The following is a 19,374-nucleotide window of genomic DNA, read 5'->3' as shown; positions in this document are numbered from 1 at the left end:
TTTATTGCGGGTTGGTTGTCCAGATACCGGCGGATTTGATGAACACGCGCTGCGGCAGCTTCAGGGTGGCGGTAATCAATTCGGCCACGTCTTCCGGCTGCATCATCCGGTCTTCGTCGCCGATTTTCAGGCCGGCTTTGACAGCCAATTCCGTATTGACGGTGCTCGGAGTCAAGGCGGTGACGCGGATGTTGAATTTCCGCACTTCCTGCAGCAGGGACTCCGTCAATCCAAGCACCCCGAATTTGGAAGCGCAGTAGGCGGAGCCGGTGGCAAAGCCTTTTTCCCCTGCGGTGGAGGCCACATTGATAATGGTTCCCTGGTTTTGCTTCATCATCGCCGGAAGTACGGCGCGGGAAACATAATACGTCCCCATAAGATTTACTTGAATGATCCGTTCCCACTCGGCGGGGTCCATCTCGAGCAAGGTGCCGAACTGGGCGATCCCCGCGTTATTGATGAGAATATCGGCCGAACCCAGCTGTTCAATCAACTGACCAACCGCCGAGTTAACTTCCTCTTGATTGGAGACGTCGGCCACGGCGTAGTAAGAGTCCACGCCATATGTGCGCTTTAACTCGCCTTGCAGGGCTTCGAGATCGGCGCCGGTTCTGGCGAGCAGGCCGAGCTTAACCCCTTCCTTCGCCAAGTCCAACGCGGCCGCTTTTCCGATTCCTTTGCCCGCTCCGGTAATAATTGCCGTTTTGTTTTGTAAATCCATCGTCTATCATCCTCCTTAAAATGGCTATCATCCATTATATTACAGCGTCGATCTTCATTTCAAAGCATTATGCAACACTGCCTCCATAAAAATCGCTTGACCTTTGGTTCCTCTTCTGCTATTTTTGATATTAACAAAATGTTATTATCAAAAATATACTAACAATTGCGAAAGCCGAGGGGATGCAACGTGAAAAAAGGGTTGGGCGGTTGGAGCTTATTCGAATTAACCTGGTTGGTATTATTCACCGGAATCGCGATCGCGCTCACGGTGCTGATGAAGGACTCTTTGTTTGGTTTTACGGTGTTTATTACAGGAGTACTGTGCGTGGTTTTTGCGGCCAAAGGCAACCTGACGACCTACGCGTTCGGGATGTACAACACGTTCGGCTACGCTTATCTGGCGTATGTGAATGGTTTGTTTGGCGAAGTAATGCTGAATTTGCTGTTTTTTGTGCCGATGAACGTCATCGGTTTCCTGATGTGGAAGAATCACCGCGATGGGGGTAAATTATCGATGCGGCAGATGGATGCCAGAGGCCTGCTGCTCGTAGCCGTCGTCTGCGTCCTGGGCAGCGTACTGCTCGGGTTCGGTTTATCGTTCATTCCGGGACAGAACTCCCCGTATATCGATGCCGTTACGACCGTGCTGTCGGTTGTGGCGACGATGTTAATGGTCAAGCGGTTCAAAGAGCAATGGCTCGTTTATATTGTGCTGAACATGTTTACGGTACTGCTGTGGGCGATCAGAACGCTGGAGGGGAGCCCGGACGGCGTACTGATGATCGTGATGTGGAGCGCCTATCTGATCAACGCGGTATACGGCTACTATAATTGGAACAAAGGGGCAAAGGAGAGTCTGGCATGAAGACGCTGGGATTAACGTTGGGGAAATTTGCGCCCCTGCACAAAGGGCATCAGTTTATGATCGAAACGGCGCTGCAAGAGGTGGATGAACTGATCGTCGTCATTTATGAGACGGATGTGACGCCGATTCCGCTGCATATTCGGGCCGGCTGGATCCGCAAGCTCTATCCGGCGGTCAGGGTGATTGAAGCCTGGGACGGCCCGGACGGCTATTCGAACGACCGCGAACATGAAATCCGCGAAGAGCAATATATTCTAGGCTTGCTAGATGGGGAGCAGGTGACGCATTTTTATTCCAGCGAGTTTTACGGGGAGCATATGAGCGTGGCGTTGGGCGCGGTGGACAGAAGGGTGGATGAAGCGCGCAGGGAAGTCCCGATTTCGGCGACGATGATCCGTTCCGATCCTTATAAATACCGGGAGTTTATCAGCGACGTCGTATACCGGGATTTAATCACGAAGGTGGTGTTCGTAGGAGCGATGTCGACCGGCAAATCGACGATCACCGAGGCGCTCGCGGCGCGGCATGGGACGACGTTCGCCAGCGAGTACGGGCGCGACTACTGGACCGAGCACCAGGTAAACCGCCGGATCGGCCTGGAGGCGTTCGACGAGATCGCCCTCGGGCATATCGAGCGGGAGGAGCAGGCTTTGCTTCGGGCGAACCGGTATCTTTTTGTCGATACCAATGCGATTACCACGTATATGTTCGCCTTGGACTATCATGGACGGGCGCCGGAGCTGCTGACTCGGATTGCCCTGGAAAACGCGCAGAGATACGACCTGTTTTTCCTGTGCGATGACGATATCCCGTACGACGATACGTGGGACCGCAGCGGCGACCAGAAGCGGCATGTTTTTCATAAACAGATTATTGCCGACTTGAAGGAACGCCGGATTCCCTTCATTATACTGCGGGGAAGCCTGGAGCAGCGGATGCGCAAAGTAGACGAAGTGCTGGCCGGCTTTAAGCCCTACAGCAATTATTTTGGCGAGCTCTTATAGAAGTTGAACTAAAGAAAAGAGCGGAGAGAGGCAAAAGCGGGAAATGATTCTGAAGAAACGGCCGCAAAATTATTAGTTCAACTTATATTAGAACAAAAAAAGGCGGGGGGAGTTAGTGGATATGTTGGATCGCAACGGACTGACGGAAAGCGAATTTTTGCGGCGGTATTCGCCGGGGGATTACGAACGGCCCTCGGTGGCCGCGGACACGGTAATTTTCACCGTGACGGACGCGGATGCGGACAGTTACCGCAAGCTTCCGGAGAAGGAACTTAGAGTACTGCTCATTCGGCGGGGCGGACATCCCTTTCTGGGCCAATGGGCGCTGCCGGGCGGTTTTGTCCGGCCGGATGAAACGACGGAGCAAGCCGCGGCGCGGGAGCTGCGGGAGGAGACCGGCGTAGAGGACGTTTACCTGGAGCAGCTGTACACGTTCAGCGACGTGGGGCGCGATCCCCGCACCTGGGTGATGAGCTGCAGTTATATGGCGTTGGTGGACAGCGGCCAATTGCAGCTGCAGGCGGGGGACGACGCTGACGCTGCCGCCTGGTTCAAGGTATCCTACCGGCTGCTGCGGGAGCGGAAGGAACTGATCGACGGCGGTTTCATCAAGGCGCTGCAGTATGAGCTTCGGCTCAGCTCCGGCGAGATTGAACTGGCCGCGGTTGTGGAACGGACGGTGACCGCGAAGCCGGCTTCGACGGCTACATCATATTCCATCGTGTCCAGCGACGGACTGGCTTTTGATCATGCGAAGATTATCGCCTATGCTATTGAACGCTTGCGGGGAAAGGTGAATTACACCGATATCGCGCTTCATTTGATGCCGAAGCTGTTTACTCTAACGGAGCTGCAGCAGGTGTACGAGGTAATTTTGGATAAAGAGCTGCTGAAGGCGGCCTTCCGGCGCAAAGTGGCCGACCTTGTCGCGGAAACCGATCATTACACGGAAAATGCGGGCCACCGGCCATCGCGTTTATATCGAAGAAACATGGAGGATTACCGATGATTTACGTAGAATCCGACGAAATGGCGGGGCAAAAACCTGCTGGGGTTCGCACTGACCGAAGCGCGGGACGAAATGCTGAGAGAAGAAGGGGATAAACTATGAATCGAAAAGAAATTGCCACGGATACCTTGCGGATTCAACGGCAAGGCTTCTATGAATTTGAAGGGCGCCGGGTTGATTTTGCCGCGGCGCAGAAGCGCTCGGAAGAAGGAAGCGAGTTGATTACTCCCGACCAGGGGGCGGAACTAGTAAAAACTTATCGTATGCAGCCACGATCACAGCAAGCTGCGAAGTACTCCGTCGCGAACGAGGCCACCGTAAAAGCGGTCCTCGATTTTGCGGCAGCGGGCCAAGACCGGGTCGGCGTGCTGAACTTCGCCAGCGCGAAAAATCCGGGCGGCGGATTTTTGAACGGCGCGATGGCCCAGGAGGAAAGTTTGGCGGCCTCCAGCGGACTGTACGAAACGCAGCTGCGCAACGAAGGCTACTATGCCGCGAATCGCGCTTGCCGTTCCATGATGTACACCGACCATGCCATATACTCGCCGAATGTAGTCTTTTTCCGCGACGAACGGTTTAGCTTGTTGGAACGGCCGGTTACGGCTTCGGTCTTGACGCTGCCCGCCGTCAACTACGGGCAGGTTCTGCTTAAGGGAGAGGATACGGTAGAAGCAAAGCGAGTGATGAAAGACCGCATGCGGCTATCCTTGGCGCTGTTCGCCAACAAGGGTGACACGCATCTCATCCTGGGCGCGTACGGTTGCGGCGTGTTCCGGAATGATCCGGTGCAGGTGGCCCGCTGGTGGCTGGAGCTGCTGGATGATGAGGGCTGGGGATCGTTGTTCACGGAAATCCGGTTCGCGGTATTGGACAGCTCGAAAGACGGCAAATGCATCCGCGCTTTCGAGCATGCGTTTCATGACTACATCGGGTAACGGTTGCAATCGGCTCGTCCCGATTAGATTACGCTGAGCCGTTCGCCGGTGCAGGCGGATTGCCGAATTGTTTCCAGCAGACGGTGCAGGCGGGCGGCCTCATGAAAGCCGGGGGCCTGAAACGTCCCCTGGCGGATATCCTCTGCCAGCAACCGGTGAGCCTTCAGAACCTGATTCACGGTCACTGAACCATCTTCGGTCTCATCGTACACCCTTTGGAGAGTCTCGTGATCTCCGTAACTCCCAAGGTGTCCTGACGGATACAGAGCCTGCTCGACCACCAATCCCCCGAACTGAACATGACCTTGGGACTGGGGCTGGGAAATGCGAATGACCCCTTTCTCCCCTTGAATCTCCAATTCAAATTTGGGATAGGTGCCGCCCTGAATATGGACCGATACTGATGCCCCGCTTTCGAGCATGCCGTGAACCATGATTTGATCGGCCGTATCTTTCGGCACGGTTTCTCCGGTTCCCAGCACCTTAGCCTCCGAATAATTGCTGTTCATGGTTGCATAAACTTCTTTCAAATCTCCCAGCATAAAGCTAAGCGCGTCCAGCGAGTGTCCCCCGTTAATCGCTAGCAGGGTAGCCCCATACTTTTCCTGGAGCAGATAGATGGCGTTCTGTTCCGTAAACCCTCCCTTGCCCGGGGTGGATACCGCCATGGAGGCGGATAACACCCGGCCGATGTCTCCGCGCGAAATGCGGTTCTTCGCATCCAGCAGCGCAGGCGACTGTCTAGCTTGCAAGCCGACCGCATGATGAATCCCTTTTTGGGAAGCCAGCTCCGCCAGTTCCTCCGCCTCTTCCGATGTGACGGTAAGCGGCCATTCGCTGTACACATGTTTTCCTGCGGCGATGGCCTCCTTGATCATTTCGTAATGATGGGGAACCTTGACGCTGACGACCACCAAATCGACATTTCCGGACCGCACCAGTTCCCGATAGTCGTCGAAAGCCTGGGAGATACCCAGTGCAGCGGCACTCTCTTTGGCGGATGCTATATTCGAGGTGGCAATGGCGGTAATTTCATGGCACGTGCTTTGGATAAGGGCCGGAATATGAGTCAGGCTGGCCCATTGATTGTTTAACGAACCTCCGATGATCCCTGTGCGTATTTTTGCTGAATCTGCTGAACCCATCGTTTTCATGTCTAACTTATATCTCCTTCCGTCTTTATGATCCTTTGCCGTTTCAGTATACTGGGATTAATCCATCACGAATAATGCATGTTTTTTATGGAGTCATCATCTTTTTTGATATCTTGGAGGTCCGTATGGATATTGACAATATGAAAGCTTACGTTACCGTCGCCGAATTAAAAAGCCTGTCTGCCGCAGCCATCAAAATGAACCATCTGCAGTCCAACATGACGGCCAAGATCAAAAAAATCGAAGCCCATTACGGGCAGCAACTGTTTATTCGGAGTGCCAAAGGCATGGAGCTGACATCGGAGGGAAGGAAGCTGTACCGCCAATACAAAAAAATGCTCGTTTTATGGGAGGAAACCGAGCTGGATATGAGCCGGAGGGAGATGAAGCTTAGGCTGGGCACTATGCAATCCGTCTTCGGCAAAGATCTCACGGACGCCCTGACCCGCTTATATGAGAGCCACACCGATCTGTCGGTAACGTTAAAGACCGGGACCACGCTGTCGATGGAGCACGAATTGATCCAAGGCAACATCGATTTGGCCTTCACCATTGGCAAGGCCGATTCGCCGCAGCTGAGTTACAAAAAGCTGGGGACGGAGGAGATGGTGCTCATCGGCAAAAGGTTCGCCAGCGGGCTGAGCCTGGAGAGCTGTCTGCACGGGGAGAACTGGATCATTTTGACCCGGGACTGCTTGTACGCAGCGATTCTGGAACGGCTGTATGCCGAGCTTGAACTTGAAAAAGGGGAAGTCACGGAAGTTGGGATCCTGGATACCCTGCTTCAGCTGACCTCCCTTGGTATGGGCATCTCCTTGATGTCCAAGAATATCGTGATGCAGCACGGATTTTCGGCATATACCCAGCTTCCCGAACCGTTCCGCTATGTGGACAAGTATTTGGTTACCCGCGCGGGGTATGAGCTGTCTCCCCTGGAAAAAAGCTTCGTGGAAACGAGCCACTTCCTATAAAAGCAAGGATTGATTTTCTGGACGATGGGATTTCCCGCCGCCTATCCCCGGTTTTTCCGCAGCTGCAGCTGTTTGTGAATGCGCTGGGCTTCCAGGAAACCCGAGGTGGCCGCACCCTGGAAACCCCCGCCGGGCTGGGTCCAGGCCCCGACCAGAGACAGGCCGGCAAAAGGGGTTTTCCGCGGGGTGCGCTTGATGCCGGATTGGTTGATGGTTTGCGCAAAACCGTAAACGGCGCCGCGCGGATTTTTCGTGTAACGCTCCATGGTGCGCGGCGTGCCGAGTTCCAGCAAGGCGATGCGTTCCTTTATGCCGGGATAGCAGCTTTCCAGACGCTGCAGGAGAATATCGGTGACCTCTTGCTTTTTCCGCGTGTAGGCTTCGCCCCGCTCCGGCCAGTTGCCGATGTCATCGATCAAGGTAACGGCCAGCACGCCGCGGTCGCTGCGGTTTAAGGCGGGATCCATTTTGTTGTAGTTGGTTAATCCCAAATTGGCGGCGGCATATTTTCCTTGGATCGCGTTATCGTAATCGGCCTGATGATCCGTTTCCTCCGCCAAAAGAAGGTCTTCTTCCACGATGCCGAGTTCTTCCGGAGGGCAGGAAAGCCCGATATAAAGCTGCGTCAGCGATGGGCCGATTTCGTGCTCTACAAGGCGCTTTCTATATTTCTCGGCCCGTGGATGGTGATGGATCAACGGCCCCAGCGTATGCTCGGGGCTGGCGTTGGAAACGACCCAGTCCGCCGTGAATTCCAGCCCTTTTTGGGTGCGGATTCCGCGGGCTTTTTTTTCGTGAATCAGGATTTCGGTCACTTCCTGCCGCAGATGCACCTTGCCTCCGTTTTGTTCGATCACATAGACGAGCGCATCGGATAATGCCTGGGCGCCGCCTTGAATGTAGTAAGTGCCTTCGAGATGGTACCCCAGCCAGGGAATGAAAAAATAAAGCGCGGAAAGCCGCTGCGGCGGCAGCCCGTAATAAGGCCAGAGGACGGTAAAAAAGCTCATGAACTCCTCGGATTTCACATGCCGCTTGATCACTTGCGCGGCGGTTAACTTGGACCATTGGACCAGCGTCGGACATTTGGCCAAAAAGCCCAAGGCTTTTTTCCAGCCGGCAATGCCGGGATCGTTCAGGAACTTCATTTCTGCGGAAAGCCGGCGGATCGCATCAAACAAGCGGGCAATCCCCTCCCTCTCCTCCGGAAAACGCCGCTGAAGCAGCGCCAGATACGCGCCGGCGTCTTGGGGGATGTCGAATTTTTCGCCTTTCCAACGGATCGAATAAGGATGTTCTTTGGGCAGAGGTTGAATGTATCGCATCACCCCGCTCGCCTGCAAAATTTGATAAAAACCCTGCCCCTGGCCCAGCGCGCCGACCCCGTGCAAAGCGGCGTCAAAGGTGTATCCCTTGCGCTGGAAATTGGTGGCATATCCTCCGGGCAAATAATGCTGATCGAACACGCCGACTTTATAACCCAGGGCGGACAATCTCGCCCCGCAGGTTAATCCCCCGATCCCCGCGCCTACGATAACCACGTCGTAATTATTCATGGTTCCATCCCCTTTGATATGATTGATCACTCCAGTTAGATTATTTAAAAACAAACCATCGGTTTGTTTTTAAGGTAACTTATTTCTTCGATAAGTGTCAAGTGAAAATATGTATAATCGCGAAACGCCAAAACCAAACTAATTAGTAAAGGAAAGCAGCGGCACTGCACTCGTGGGGAGGCGTAAGAAGTGGTAGACGTATTTACGGAAATCATCATCCAATCTCCTCGTGACAAAGTTTCATACTATGCCGCTAATCCCAACCATGCACCGGAATGGTATGAAAATATCGAGTCGGCCGAATGGAGAACCGAACCTCCGTTAAGGGTCGGCTCTCAAGTGGCCTTTAAAGCCTGGTTTCTGGGACGAGAACTCGCGTATGTTTATCAAGTCACGGAATTTATCCCGGGTGAAAAGCTTGTCATGAAAACGGCGGAGGGACCTTTTCCGATGGAGACCATCTATACTTGGGAATCCATCGGCGGTCATTCCACCCGAATGACGCTTCGCAACCGGGGGAATCCGCACGGATTTTCAAAGGTGTTCGCTCCGTTTATGTCAGCTATGATGAAAAAAGCAAATCGTAAAGATTTGCAAAAAATAAAGAGCATATTAGAGGATGCTTGAGGCGAGGTTTTTTAAGATTATAGAAGGCTGCCTGAGAAACTCCAGCGTAAAAAATAAAGGAAAAAAATGTCGTTATTTCCGCAATGTCAGTCCATTTAAGAGAAATAGAGGGAATTTATGCCGCTATTCTCTCCGATCGTAAGGAAATGCCCGCGTTCTGAACCATTCATAGGAAAATAAGTACATAAAATGCCGCTAATGGAGATGAACATGCAAGGGTCCAGGAAATAAGTACATAAAGTGCCGCTATTTTGAGGGCCGGCGCAACCCGGAGCTGCCCGACGCAACCCGATGCAACCCGATGCAACCCCACGCAACCCCACGCAACCCGATGCAACCCGGAGCTGCCCGGCCGTTCCCGTTCCGTTCGGGTAACCGGCTGTCATACATCGATTTCCAGGTTGAACCCCAAAAAATCCCCTCCAATAAATTTGAAGGGGATCATCGCTTCTTTATGCCAATCTCATCTTAAAATCCTCATACCCGAACTCATGCAGAATCTCGCAATCGCCGTCCTTATGCTGGACCACGAGGGCGGGAAGCGGCATGCCGTTGAACGTGGTGTTCTTCACCATCGAATAAATCGCCATGTCGCCGAACACCAGCCGGTCGCCGCTCTTCAAAGGCTGATCGAACGAATAGTCGCCGATCGTATCGCCGGACAGGCAGGTCGGCCCGCCAAGCCGGTACGTGTACGGCTTCTCTCCCGGTTCCCCGGAACCAAGCAGCGGCGGACGATACGGCATTTCGAGCACATCGGGCATATGGCACGAGGCCGACGTGTCGAGGATGGCGATATCCATGCCGTTTTGCATGGTGTCGAGCACGGTCGTAATCAGGTAACCGGCATTCAAGGCCACGGCTTCTCCGGGCTCCAGGTACACCTGCAAGCCGTATTTGTCCTGCATCCGTTTGATGCATTGTTCCAGCAGGGGGATATCATAATCCTCCCGGGTAATATGGTGGCCGCCGCCGAAGTTGATCCACTCCAGCTGCGACAGCCACGGTCCGAACTTCTCTTCGATCGCATCGAGCGTGGTGGCCAAATCATCCGAATTCTGCTGGCAAAGCGTGTGAAAATGCAGACCGGAAATCCCGCCCAGTTGCTCGGGCCGGAAATGCTCGATCGTCACGCCGAACCGGGAACCTACCGCACACGGATTGTAGATATCGTGCCCGACCTGAGTGGAGCATTCGGGATTGATGCGGAGGCCGATTTTTTTGCCGGCGGCGAGCACTTTATCGCGATATTTTTCCACTTGGGAAAACGAATTGAAAATAATATGATCGCACAGCTCGATAATTTCATCGATCTGATCTTCGCGGTAGGCCGGGGAGAAGACATGGTTCTCTTTCCCCATCTCCTCGTGCCCCAGCCGCGCTTCATACAATCCGCTGGCCGCCGTACCGCTCAAATACTCTCCGATCAGCGGATACAGGGCGTACATCGAGAACGCTTTTTGCGCCAAAATGATCTTGGCTCCAGTGCGTTCCATCACCCCGCTGAGGATGCGGAGGTTTTTTTCAAAAAGGGCTTCATCCACTACGTAGCAAGGGGTAGGCAGTTCCTCAAAACGCATCGGATTAAACGAGCTCCGTTTCCAGCACTTTTTTCGTGTCTTCTTCCGAAGGATACTCGTCTACAGGAACCGGATTAAAGTTTTCTTGCCACGGGAGACCCCATTTGTTCAGCGCGTCCATGAACGGATCCGGATCGAACTCTTCAATGTTGTACACGCCCGGTTTGTTCCAGTGTCCTTGAAGGATCATCATGGCCCCGATCATGGCCGGAACGCCGGTAGTGTAAGAAACGGCCTGGGAGCCCACTTCCTTATAGCACGCTTCATGGTCGCAAACGTTGTATACGTAGTAAGTTTTATCTTTGCCGTCTTTTTTGCCTTTAAAGATACAGCCGATGTTCGTTTTGCCTTTCGTGCGCGGTCCCAGGGAAGCCGGGTCCGGCAGCACGGCTTTCAGGAACTGCAGCGGAATGATCTGCTTGCCTTCGAATTCGATCGGCTCGATCGAGGTCATGCCGACATTTTCGAGCGCCTTCAGGTGCGTCAGATAGCTTTGACCGAAGGTCATGAAGAAGCGGATCCGTTTCAGCCCGGGGATGTTAACCGCAAGGGATTCCAATTCCTCGTGGTACAGCAGGTACATATCTTTTTCGCCGACCTCAGGGAAGTTGTAGACTCGTTTGATCTCCATCGGTTTGGTTTCGACCCACTCGCCTTTTTCCCAGTATCTTCCGTTGGCCGAGACTTCGCGGATGTTGATTTCCGGGTTGAAGTTGGTAGCGAAAGGATAGCCGTGATCGCCGGCGTTGCAGTCGAGAATGTCGATATATTCGATTTCGTCAAAATGATGCTTCAAGGCATAGGCGGAAAATACGCCGGTCACGCCAGGGTCGAAGCCGCTGCCCAGCAGAGCGGTAATGCCGGCTTTCTCAAAGCGCTCACGGTATTCCCACTGCCATTTGTATTCGAATTTCGCCGTGTCTTCCGGTTCATAGTTCGCTGTATCCATGTAGTGCGTTTTCGTCGCCAGGCAGGCGTCCATGATCGTCAAATCTTGATAAGGCAGCGCCAGGTTCATGACGATGTCCGGTTTCACCTCGTTGATCAGGGCGATCAGTTCTTCAACATTGTTGGCGTCTACTTGAGCCGTCGTAATTTTTGTTTTGCCGCCGTCCAGCTTGGCTTTGAGCTCGTCGCATTTGGATTTCGTGCGGCTGGCGATGCAGATTTCCTCAAACACTTCGCTGTTTTGAACACATTTGTGAATGGCCACGGAAGCAACTCCGCCGGCTCCGATAATAAGCGCTTTTCCCATTGTTCCATTTCTCCTAACCCAGTGAATTTTTGTGCTGCTTTGTTGGTTCCGCGAAATTTGCAAATAAAAAAACAAGTAATGAACGCATAGGTGCGCACCACTTGTCTTCGATATAGTCAAATATTAAGATAACTCCGGTCATGACGGGACGAACGACATAAGCGTCCGTAAAACGCTCGCCAACCAGCCATAAAACGCGCGCTTTTTATGGAAAAGTTCTTAATATTCAAATATATCATGTTAGGATCAGAGTCTATTTAGCAAATAATCGCCTTTACCACTCTTATTGACCGTTTCACAAGTTGATGTGCGATATGCACCGGTTGTAAAGTAACCAACTTATAAAATTTGAGCTTTTAACTCAATCAATAAGGCAACAAAAGTTGCCAATCGGCATTTGACCCGGCTGTCCGTATGGCCTTAACTCTCCGAGGAAAGTGGTCAAAAATTATCTGCTTGGAAAGACCCGAAAATATACTTGAATATTAGCTTTCCAAATTAACGCTGTCCTTATATTAGCAGGACATATGGGAAAGGGCAAGAGAAAAATAAAAAATTGTTATGAATAATTTTGGATATTTAATATATGGGTTTGCTGGTAAAATTTGATTGACAAATCCTGTACAAGCCTTATAGGATAAATATAGAAATGGAAGCGTTTTATGTGATGGTTGGCCGGATGACGGTTTACGGTAGCCGAGGCGGGGGCCCGTCTTGTCTATAACGATGAAACCGGAGGGAAGGTGATGTTTCATTAGCAGGACTCTTTTTGTTTCCTGTTCATGCTGAACGAGGCTGGAAATCGATTTTTTCTGTGAATGGAGGAGAATGACGATGAGAAAACGGTTGTTGCGCAAAGTGTTTAGCTTGTTTTGGATTTTAAGTTTAGTCGGGGCGTACTTCTCTGCACAGCCGGACGCCCAGGCGGCGAACACCGTTCTGGTGCAAAGCGATTTTGAGGACGGTACGGCCCAGGGGTGGACCGGACGCAGTTCGGAGGAGACGCTGACGGCGGCGGCCGAAGCGGCGCGCAGCGGTGCTTACGGATTGAAGGTGGCGGACCGCAGCAAGGGGTGGCACGGGGCGACGCTGGACGTGACGGCGCAGATGGAATTAGGGAAAACGTACGTGTTTTCGGGCTGGATCAAGCTGCCGGCCGGTTCTCCGGACAGCCGGGTGTACATGACGATGCAGCGAACGGCGGGGAGCGATGCGCACTACGAGCAAATCGCGAACGGCACCGCTTCGGCCAGCCGCTGGTTAGAGCTGCGGGCGGAGTACAAATACCGCGAACCGGGGGATCAACTGTCCATATACTTTGAAATCCCGGATCAGCCGACGCTGTCGTTTTATCTGGACGATTTTGCGCTGGAGCGGCTGCCGGACTCCGACCCGATCGTCATCGAAGACGGGATTCCTTCGCTGAAGGACGTATTCGCCGGCGATTTCTTGTTCGGGGCCGCTTTTGAAAATTCCGAGCTTTACCAGGAGCCGGACAGACAGCTTTTGGCCAAGCATTTTAATAGCGTAACGCCGGGCAATGTGCTGAAGTGGGACAGCACCGAGCCGGAGGAAGGCCAGTTCCGCTTCGCTGGGTCGGACGCGGCCGTTCAGTTCGCGTTGGACAACGGCCAGCAGGTGCGGGGCCATGCGCTCGTGTGGCACAATCAGACCCCGGATTGGGTTTTCCGGGACGAGAACGGTAATCTGGTCAGCAAGGATGTGCTGTTCCAGCGGATGGAGAACCACATCAAGACAGTCATGGGGCGGTATAAGGATGCTATCTACGCCTGGGACGTTGTCAATGAGGTGATTGATCCGAGCCAGCCGGACGGACTGCGCCGCAGCCTGTGGTACCAGATCGCCGGCGAAGAATACATCGAGAAGGCCTTCATTTATGCACATGAAGCCGATCCCGACGCCGTGCTGTTCATCAACGACTACAACACGCACGAGCCGGCCAAGAGCCAGGCTTTGTACAACCTGGTCAAGCGGCTGCAGGAGAAAGGCATTCCCGTTCACGGGGTAGGGCATCAAACGCATATCAACATCGACTGGCCGCAGATGAGCGAGATCGAAAATTCAATTCTTAAATTTGCCGAGCTCGGGCTTAAGACGGAAATCACCGAATTGGACATCGATGTGTACACGAACACCAATCAGCGTTACGACACATTGCCGGACAGCATCGCGCAAAAGCAAGTGACCCGTTATCAACAGCTGTTCGACATTTTCAGAAAACATAGCGACCTGATCGACAACGTGACGGTCTGGGGCAAAGACGACGGAAACTCCTGGCTCCGCAAATACCCGGTGAACCGCAACAATTGGCCGCTGCTGTTCGATGAGCGGCTGCAGTCCAAACCGGCGTATTGGGCGATTGTCGATGCTGCGCAGCCGCAGGTTCCGGCGGTGCCGGCAAACGTCAAGGCGGCGGCCGGCGATCAGCGGGTGACGCTGAGCTGGGATGCGGCCAACGGGGCGTCCGGGTACCATGTGAAGCGGGCGGAGCAAAGCGGCGGGCCGTATGTGACGGTGGCCCAAGGGGTCACGGCCGCCGTGTATAGCGATGCCGGCTTGGTCAACGGCAAGACGTATTATTACGTGATCAGCGCCGTCAACAATGTGGGCGAAAGCCGGAATTCGGCGGAAGTTAACGCGACGCCGCGGGAGACGCCGGCGCCGGAGCCCGGCGAGCTGGCGGTGCAGTACCGTTCCGCCGATTCCAATGCGGGCGACAACCATCTGAAGCCGCATTTCCGCATCGTCAACCGGGGCGATGAAGCGGTGCCGCTGAGCGAGCTGACGCTCCGGTACTGGTACACGATCGACGGGGACAAGCCGCAGCAGTTCCACTGCGATTATGCGCAGGTCGGCGGCTCGAACATTAGCGGCAGGCTGGTGAAGCTGGACGAGGCCCGTTCGGGAGCCGACTATTATCTGGAGCTGTCGTTCTCACCGGCGGCCGGCAGCATCGCGGCGGGCGGCAACAGCGGCGAGATCCAGACGCGGATCAACAAAACCGACTGGACCAACTATAACGAGCGCGATGATTACTCTTATGATGGGTCAAAGACGTCGTTCACCGATTGGGATCGCGTGACCCTGTACCGGAACGGCACGCTCGTTTGGGGGACGGAGCCGGGGATGTGATGTAGCGCGTATGGGGCGGAAGCTTCCGGTGCGCTTAGGCAGTCTAAGGGAATTAGTAAGCGTGGGTAAAAGAGTGTTAAAGAGCGTTAAAGAGCAGGATCGTAAAAGATCGTAAAAGAGCATAAAAGAGCATAAAAGAGCATAAAAGAGCGTAAAAGAGTGTTAAAGAGTGTTAAAGTGGATTAAAGCGGTAAAGTGCATTAATTCGCTAAAGTGCATTGAAGCACGTTGAAGGGTTAAAGCACAAGCACAAAAAAATCTAGCGGTTGTAACAGCGGCTATTTTGCGAAAAAAGGCCTTTTCAAAATTCTAACGGTTGTCAGCGTTCTTATTTGCCTGAATCTAAGCGAAATTAGCCGGTTTTAAGTGAAATAAGCGCTATGGCAACCGTTAGAATTTGAAATCAACGTTTTTGGAACAAATAGCGATTGTGGCAACCGTTAGCTTCAAGTTAAAGGCAGAGCACCAAAGCCGTCATGCGTTAATTGGCGGCTTTGGTGCTTTGTGTTTTGGTTCAGGGGAGCTGCCCGTTTCCCGGGCAGGCCTTTACCGGGGGCAAAATATGGGCGGGAATCGGACAGACGTATCCCTCCAGGCCGCCCCGGCTGCGCAGCTCCCGTTTCGCCTCTTCGAGGCTGCCCGGGTCTTTCAGCAGCTCCGCCGCGGTCGCCGCGAGCACTTTGGCGGCATGCAGCATGCCTTTATGGGCGGCCGCCGCCTTCCCTTGCGCGACCATCTGCCACGAGTGAAACGGCGTATCGGCGGCGAAGCAGACCGTTTCGAGCTGGGCCGTCGGGACGACCCAACTGACATCGGCGACATCGGTGGAACCGAGCATCCGGCCGGTCACGGGGCGGTACGGATCGAGCGTCTCCGGCAGGGCGGCTTGATCCGGAGCGCACTTTGGCCCCGGTTCCACGATCGACCCGGTCTCCGGGCCCGTTGCCGGTCCGACCTCCGGCCCCTCCTGCGGCAAATCCGTTCTTGGTCCGGCCTCCGGCCTTGGGTCACCTATCTGAGCGGTCTCCTGCGGCAAATCCGTTCTTGGTCCGGCCTCCGGCCTTAGGTCACCTTTCGGCGAGGCCTCCCGCCCCGAATCCACCTGCAGTCCGCCGTCCGTGCCCGGCTTCGCCTCCGGCCGCAGCGTCTCCAGTATGGCGCGGGCATAACGCCGCTCCTCCTCCGTAAACGCCGGCACGCCGAGCGCCTCAAAGCATCGCTGCATGATTCGCTCCACGGTCACGTTCGGGATCAGATTGGAGCAGGCTTTTTCGAAGCCGATCTGCACCTTCGTTCCGGTCATCAGCGCCGCTCCCTTGGCGATATCGTTGATCCGCGCGTAAATTTCCTCCACTTGGCGAACCTCGGGCGCGCGGATCAAATACACCACTTCCGCGGCCGCCTGCACGACGTTCGGAGAGAATCCGCCCGTATCCGTGACCGCGTAATGGAACTGGGCCTCCCGCGGGACATGCTCCCGCAAATAGTTGGCCCCGACGTTCATCAGCTCTACCGCATCCAGGGCGCTCCTTCCCGTATGGGGACTGGCGGCCGCGTGCGAGCTGCGTCCTTGAAACCGGTAGCGCACCTGGTAATTGGCTGAGGACGTCTGGGAAACGACCGCGTTGCCGTAGCCGGGATGCCAGGTCAGCGCTGCGTCAACGTCGGCAAATGCGCCTTCCCGCACCAGGAACGTTTTGCCGGAACCGCCTTCCTCGGCCGGGCAGCCGTAATAGCGGATCGTGCCAGGCAGCCCTGCTTCAGCCATATATTCCTTCAGGGCCACCGCTGCGGCGAGCGAACCCGTGCCCAGCAAATGATGGCCGCAGCCGTGCCCGCTGCCTCCGGGCTTAAGCGGTTCCCGGAAAGCGGCGCCCGCGGTCTGACTCATCCCCGGCAGCGCATCGTATTCGCCCAGGATGGCGATAACCGGCCAGCCGCTGCCGTACGAAGCCGTAAATGCCGTCGGCAGCCCGCCGGTGCCAAACGCTACCGTGAACCCTTGCTGCTTCAGCCGCTCCGCAAGCAGCCCGGCCGATTCGAACTCTTCGAATTTCGTTTCGGCCAGCTCCCATAACCGGTCGCTCAGCTCCGTCATCGCTTCCCGCCGCTGCTCGACCAGCTCGGCAATCCGCCTCCAAGCGGCCGTTTTTGCGCCTCTTTCCTGTACCATGGCCGATTAGCGGGTGAGCGCCAGCACATCTTCTGTCGTGATGTTGGCCCCGGTTTGCAAATATTCCATGTTGAGCAGGGCCATATCATGGGCTTGCCGGGTCGTTCCGACGACGGCGTCGGACACGACATGGAAATGGTAGTCGTGCTGATGGGCGTCCACGGCCGTAAAGCGGACGCAGATGTCGGTCATGCCGCCGATCAGGTACAGGCGCTTAATGCCAAGGCAGCGCAGCAGCAGATCAAGGTCGGTCGCGAAAAAAGCGCTGTAGCGGCGCTTGGTAATGATGTATTCGCCTTCGATCGGGGCGGTGGATGGGTGAAACTCCTCGGCCGGCGTCCCCTCGAGGCAGTGGACCTTCTCCACGCCGTCGAGCTCGCGGCCGAAGTCGCTGTGGTCGGCGCGGTGCAGCTCGCGAATCTGGATGACCGGCACCTGCAGCTTGCGGAAATGCTGGATGACCTTCGGCGCGTTCAGCAGGCAGGTGCCGCCCTCCATCACGGGAATGGCGTCGCTTTCCGTGTCGTTTTGAATGTCGATGACGAGCAATGCGCTATGTTCGGGGATTTTTGCCATAATCGGCTCTCCTCCTCATTATTGGATTTTAGTTGAACAAGTCTTCCACGGAAATGACCGAGCCCGTTTGAAAATATTCGATATTGTCGAGCGCCGCCTGGGCAACCTCGTCGCTGCTCGGCGTCCCGCAGGCTTCCTTGAACACGTGGACGTGATAGTTGTATTGATGGGCGTCCACGGCCGTATAGTGAACACAGATGTCGGTCATGCCGCCAACGAGGAACAGATGCTCAGCCTTAAGCCCGCGCAGCAGAATTTCCAAATCGGTTCCGAAAAAGGCGCTATACCGGCGTTTGTCCACCGTATATTCACCCTCGATCGGCGCGGTCGGCTCGTAATACGTCGCTTCGGGCGTGCCCTCTACGCAGTGAATGTTCTCCGCGCCGTCGAGCTCGCGGCCGAAATCGACCAGATCCTTGCGGTGGATTTCGCGGATGTGCACGATCGGCACGCCGCCGCGCTGACGGAAATATTCGGTGACCCGCTCGACGTTTTTCAAATACGCCAGCCTTTTTTCCGGAATGCCGCGCGGATGCTTGGCAGGGTCGGAATTTTGCACGTCAACCAAAATAAGCACGCTGTGTTCGGGAATCGCAATCATGTGATCGCCTCCTAATTAAAATGGGGTGGCGGGGCGCTGACGCCCCGGCCAAGTTTTTCGGATTACCAGAGGAAATCGGTGGATACCAGTTGCTTCACATCAAAATTATTCTTGATGACGCCAATGGAATGATAGAAATAAACGACATCCTTCATCGTGTTGTACAACCAGCCGCCTTCGTCCATCCCTTCATGGTTGTCGGCCAACGTGTACAGGTGGACGGTCGGGAACATTTCCTTGACTTCCGCGGCGCTGACCTGCAGATCATCAGCTGTCACTTCGGCGGCGTCGTCCAGATCGCTGTTGACGTATTGCGTGGCGTCTTCCACGGCTTTCAGCGTGTTTTGCAGCCATTCCGGTTTTTCTGCGGCGTTTTTGGCGGAGACGACGATCACGTCCAGGATCGTGTTCTCCAAGTCGGCGGTGGAGATGATCACATTGCCGCCCCGGGAGCTTACGCCTTGAGACAGGTATGGCTCAAACGTCGTGGCAGCGTCGACGCTGCCGGCGACGAAGGCGGCCCCGCCTTTGCCCGGCCCCATGTCGACGAGCTTGACGTCATCCACGGTCAGTCCGGCCGTGGCTAATGCTTTTGCCAGCATGTAGTGGGTGACTTCGCCGTATTGGGCCGTGACCGACTTCCCCTTCAGATCAGAGACCGTTTTGATGCTTTTATCGGCCACGATGCCGTCCGCTCCCTTTGATGCGTTGTGCAGGTACACGATTTTCGGCAGATCGGCAATGTCGGTGCCCTCTTCAATGAGGGCGTTTATCGAAATGAGATAGGATTGCAGCGTCGTAAAAGCGATATCGACGTCCCCGGTCATTACGCTCATGAGCGGGGAAGTGGCACCGAAAGCGCCAATTTGCACATCCACGCCGTGGGCCAGGTCAAACTCCTTGTCATCAAGCGCGTAGACCCCGATACCTCCGATAAACGGCGCATACGCCGTTTTGACGGTCACAGGTGCTCCGTTCTGTGCGGAGGAGCCTGCTGCACCGTTCGAGCCTTGCGCCGAACCGGCGGCGTTGGCCGGGCTTTTGCCTCCGCCGCCGGTCGTCCCGCCGGCGGAATTGCCGTTTCCGCATGCGATCACACCGAACATCATGGCCGTTAGCAGCAGCAGCGTTGCCCCCGTTTTCATCAAGCCGCGTTTCTTTTGTCTCGTCATGATTTCTCGCCTCCAACTAT

Annotated in this window: 16 protein-coding genes; 7 read left to right on the top strand and 9 right to left on the bottom strand. The window is 54.9% G+C overall.

From position 1 onward, the window contains the following. Position 1 precedes the first annotated feature (1 nt). On the bottom strand, positions 2 to 721 hold the full coding sequence (locus NYE69_RS01785) for a 3-ketoacyl-ACP reductase (protein WP_340923236.1): 720 nt from the start codon (positions 719 to 721) through the stop codon (positions 2 to 4). A gap of 189 nt (positions 722 to 910) precedes the next feature. On the opposite strand from NYE69_RS01785, the gene pnuC reads away from it, so the two are divergent. From pnuC to NYE69_RS01765, 4 genes are all read left to right on the top strand, one after another. Further along, on the top strand, positions 911 to 1,588 hold the full coding sequence (gene pnuC, locus NYE69_RS01780) for a nicotinamide riboside transporter PnuC (protein ID WP_340923233.1): 678 nt from the start codon (positions 911 to 913) through the stop codon (positions 1,586 to 1,588). Next, the gene (locus NYE69_RS01775) at positions 1,585 to 2,592 is read left to right on the top strand and encodes an AAA family ATPase (RefSeq protein WP_340923231.1); all 1,008 of its coding nucleotides are present in this window, start codon (positions 1,585 to 1,587) and stop codon (positions 2,590 to 2,592) included. Before pnuC ends, NYE69_RS01775 begins: the two co-directional genes overlap by 4 nt. Positions 2,593 to 2,707: 115 nt before the next feature. Then, the gene (locus tag NYE69_RS01770) at positions 2,708 to 3,601 is read left to right on the top strand and encodes an NUDIX hydrolase (RefSeq protein WP_340923228.1); all 894 of its coding nucleotides are present in this window, start codon (positions 2,708 to 2,710) and stop codon (positions 3,599 to 3,601) included. 98 nt (positions 3,602 to 3,699) lie between these two features. Beyond that, positions 3,700 to 4,536 (top strand): TIGR02452 family protein, encoded by an 837-nt coding sequence (locus NYE69_RS01765; RefSeq protein ID WP_340923225.1) that lies wholly within the window; start codon positions 3,700 to 3,702, stop codon positions 4,534 to 4,536. A 23-nt stretch (positions 4,537 to 4,559) separates the two neighbouring features. Here NYE69_RS01765 and NYE69_RS01760 read toward each other — a convergent pair whose 3' ends face one another. Beyond that, positions 4,560 to 5,690, bottom strand: coding sequence for a Gfo/Idh/MocA family protein (locus tag NYE69_RS01760; protein WP_340923222.1), 1,131 nt, complete (start codon positions 5,688 to 5,690; stop codon positions 4,560 to 4,562). A gap of 125 nt (positions 5,691 to 5,815) precedes the next feature. On the opposite strand from NYE69_RS01760, the gene NYE69_RS01755 reads away from it, so the two are divergent. After that, on the top strand, positions 5,816 to 6,661 hold the full coding sequence (locus NYE69_RS01755) for a LysR family transcriptional regulator (RefSeq protein ID WP_340923219.1): 846 nt from the start codon (positions 5,816 to 5,818) through the stop codon (positions 6,659 to 6,661). Between the two features lie 41 nt (positions 6,662 to 6,702). Here NYE69_RS01755 and NYE69_RS01750 read toward each other — a convergent pair whose 3' ends face one another. Continuing rightward, positions 6,703 to 8,217: a phytoene desaturase family protein gene (locus NYE69_RS01750; RefSeq protein WP_340923217.1), complete on the bottom strand. Its 1,515-nt coding sequence runs from the start codon at positions 8,215 to 8,217 to the stop codon at positions 6,703 to 6,705. Positions 8,218 to 8,406: 189 nt separating this feature from the next. On the opposite strand from NYE69_RS01750, the gene NYE69_RS01745 reads away from it, so the two are divergent. Further along, positions 8,407 to 8,844, top strand: coding sequence for an SRPBCC family protein (locus tag NYE69_RS01745; protein WP_340923214.1), 438 nt, complete (start codon positions 8,407 to 8,409; stop codon positions 8,842 to 8,844). A 452-nt stretch (positions 8,845 to 9,296) separates the two neighbouring features. On the opposite strand, the gene nspC is transcribed toward NYE69_RS01745, so the two are convergent. Further along, positions 9,297 to 10,424: a carboxynorspermidine decarboxylase gene (nspC, locus tag NYE69_RS01740; RefSeq protein WP_340923210.1), complete on the bottom strand. Its 1,128-nt coding sequence runs from the start codon at positions 10,422 to 10,424 to the stop codon at positions 9,297 to 9,299. A 4-nt stretch (positions 10,425 to 10,428) separates the two neighbouring features. Beyond that, positions 10,429 to 11,679, bottom strand: a complete 1,251-nt coding sequence (locus NYE69_RS01735) for a saccharopine dehydrogenase family protein (protein WP_316561409.1) — start codon at positions 11,677 to 11,679, stop codon at positions 10,429 to 10,431. A gap of 834 nt (positions 11,680 to 12,513) precedes the next feature. Between NYE69_RS01735 and NYE69_RS01730 the strand changes: the two genes are divergently transcribed. Beyond that, positions 12,514 to 14,832 (top strand): endo-1,4-beta-xylanase, encoded by a 2,319-nt coding sequence (locus NYE69_RS01730; protein WP_340923201.1) that lies wholly within the window; start codon positions 12,514 to 12,516, stop codon positions 14,830 to 14,832. Between the two features lie 514 nt (positions 14,833 to 15,346). Here the strand turns inward: NYE69_RS01730 and NYE69_RS01725 are convergent. The 4 genes from NYE69_RS01725 to NYE69_RS01710 form a co-directional block, all read right to left on the bottom strand. Next, positions 15,347 to 17,005, bottom strand: coding sequence for an amidohydrolase (locus tag NYE69_RS01725; RefSeq protein ID WP_340923198.1), 1,659 nt, complete (start codon positions 17,003 to 17,005; stop codon positions 15,347 to 15,349). 6 nt (positions 17,006 to 17,011) lie between these two features. Continuing rightward, positions 17,012 to 17,581: a cysteine hydrolase family protein gene (locus NYE69_RS01720; RefSeq protein ID WP_128630633.1), complete on the bottom strand. Its 570-nt coding sequence runs from the start codon at positions 17,579 to 17,581 to the stop codon at positions 17,012 to 17,014. A 28-nt stretch (positions 17,582 to 17,609) separates the two neighbouring features. Further along, positions 17,610 to 18,182 (bottom strand): cysteine hydrolase family protein, encoded by a 573-nt coding sequence (locus tag NYE69_RS01715; RefSeq protein WP_328272696.1) that lies wholly within the window; start codon positions 18,180 to 18,182, stop codon positions 17,610 to 17,612. A gap of 62 nt (positions 18,183 to 18,244) precedes the next feature. After that, entirely contained in the window at positions 18,245 to 19,354 is a 1,110-nt protein-coding gene (locus NYE69_RS01710) for an ABC transporter substrate-binding protein (protein ID WP_328272694.1), read from the bottom strand. Between the last annotated feature and the right edge of the window lie 20 nt (positions 19,355 to 19,374).

Origin of the sequence: Paenibacillus sp. FSL R5-0527, assembly GCF_038008055.1 — a bacterium.
Lineage (GTDB): Bacteria > Bacillota > Bacilli > Paenibacillales > Paenibacillaceae > Fontibacillus > Fontibacillus macerans.
Note: the sequence above shows the minus strand (reverse complement) of the source record. Positions and strands in the feature narration are given on the sequence as shown.

Excerpts from the sequence above, each read along its gene's own strand:
- NYE69_RS01715 (WP_328272696.1), bottom strand. The coding sequence starts at position 18,182 with ATGATTGCGATTCCCGAACACAGCGTGCTTATTTTGGTTGACGTGCAA.
- NYE69_RS01725 (WP_340923198.1), bottom strand. The coding sequence starts at position 17,005 with ATGGTACAGGAAAGAGGCGCAAAAACGGCCGCTTGGAGGCGGATTGCC.
- NYE69_RS01765 (WP_340923225.1), top strand. The coding sequence starts at position 3,700 with ATGAATCGAAAAGAAATTGCCACGGATACCTTGCGGATTCAACGGCAA.
- NYE69_RS01785 (WP_340923236.1), bottom strand. The coding sequence starts at position 721 with ATGGATTTACAAAACAAAACGGCAATTATTACCGGAGCGGGCAAAGGA.
- nspC (WP_340923210.1), bottom strand. The coding sequence starts at position 10,424 with ATGCGTTTTGAGGAACTGCCTACCCCTTGCTACGTAGTGGATGAAGCC.
- NYE69_RS01760 (WP_340923222.1), bottom strand. The coding sequence starts at position 5,690 with ATGAAAACGATGGGTTCAGCAGATTCAGCAAAAATACGCACAGGGATC.
- NYE69_RS01750 (WP_340923217.1), bottom strand. The coding sequence starts at position 8,217 with ATGAATAATTACGACGTGGTTATCGTAGGCGCGGGGATCGGGGGATTA.
- NYE69_RS01720 (WP_128630633.1), bottom strand. The coding sequence starts at position 17,581 with ATGGCAAAAATCCCCGAACATAGCGCATTGCTCGTCATCGACATTCAA.
- NYE69_RS01710 (WP_328272694.1), bottom strand. The coding sequence starts at position 19,354 with ATGACGAGACAAAAGAAACGCGGCTTGATGAAAACGGGGGCAACGCTG.
- NYE69_RS01775 (WP_340923231.1), top strand. The coding sequence starts at position 1,585 with ATGAAGACGCTGGGATTAACGTTGGGGAAATTTGCGCCCCTGCACAAA.
- NYE69_RS01730 (WP_340923201.1), top strand. The coding sequence starts at position 12,514 with ATGAGAAAACGGTTGTTGCGCAAAGTGTTTAGCTTGTTTTGGATTTTA.
- NYE69_RS01735 (WP_316561409.1), bottom strand. The coding sequence starts at position 11,679 with ATGGGAAAAGCGCTTATTATCGGAGCCGGCGGAGTTGCTTCCGTGGCC.
- NYE69_RS01755 (WP_340923219.1), top strand. The coding sequence starts at position 5,816 with ATGGATATTGACAATATGAAAGCTTACGTTACCGTCGCCGAATTAAAA.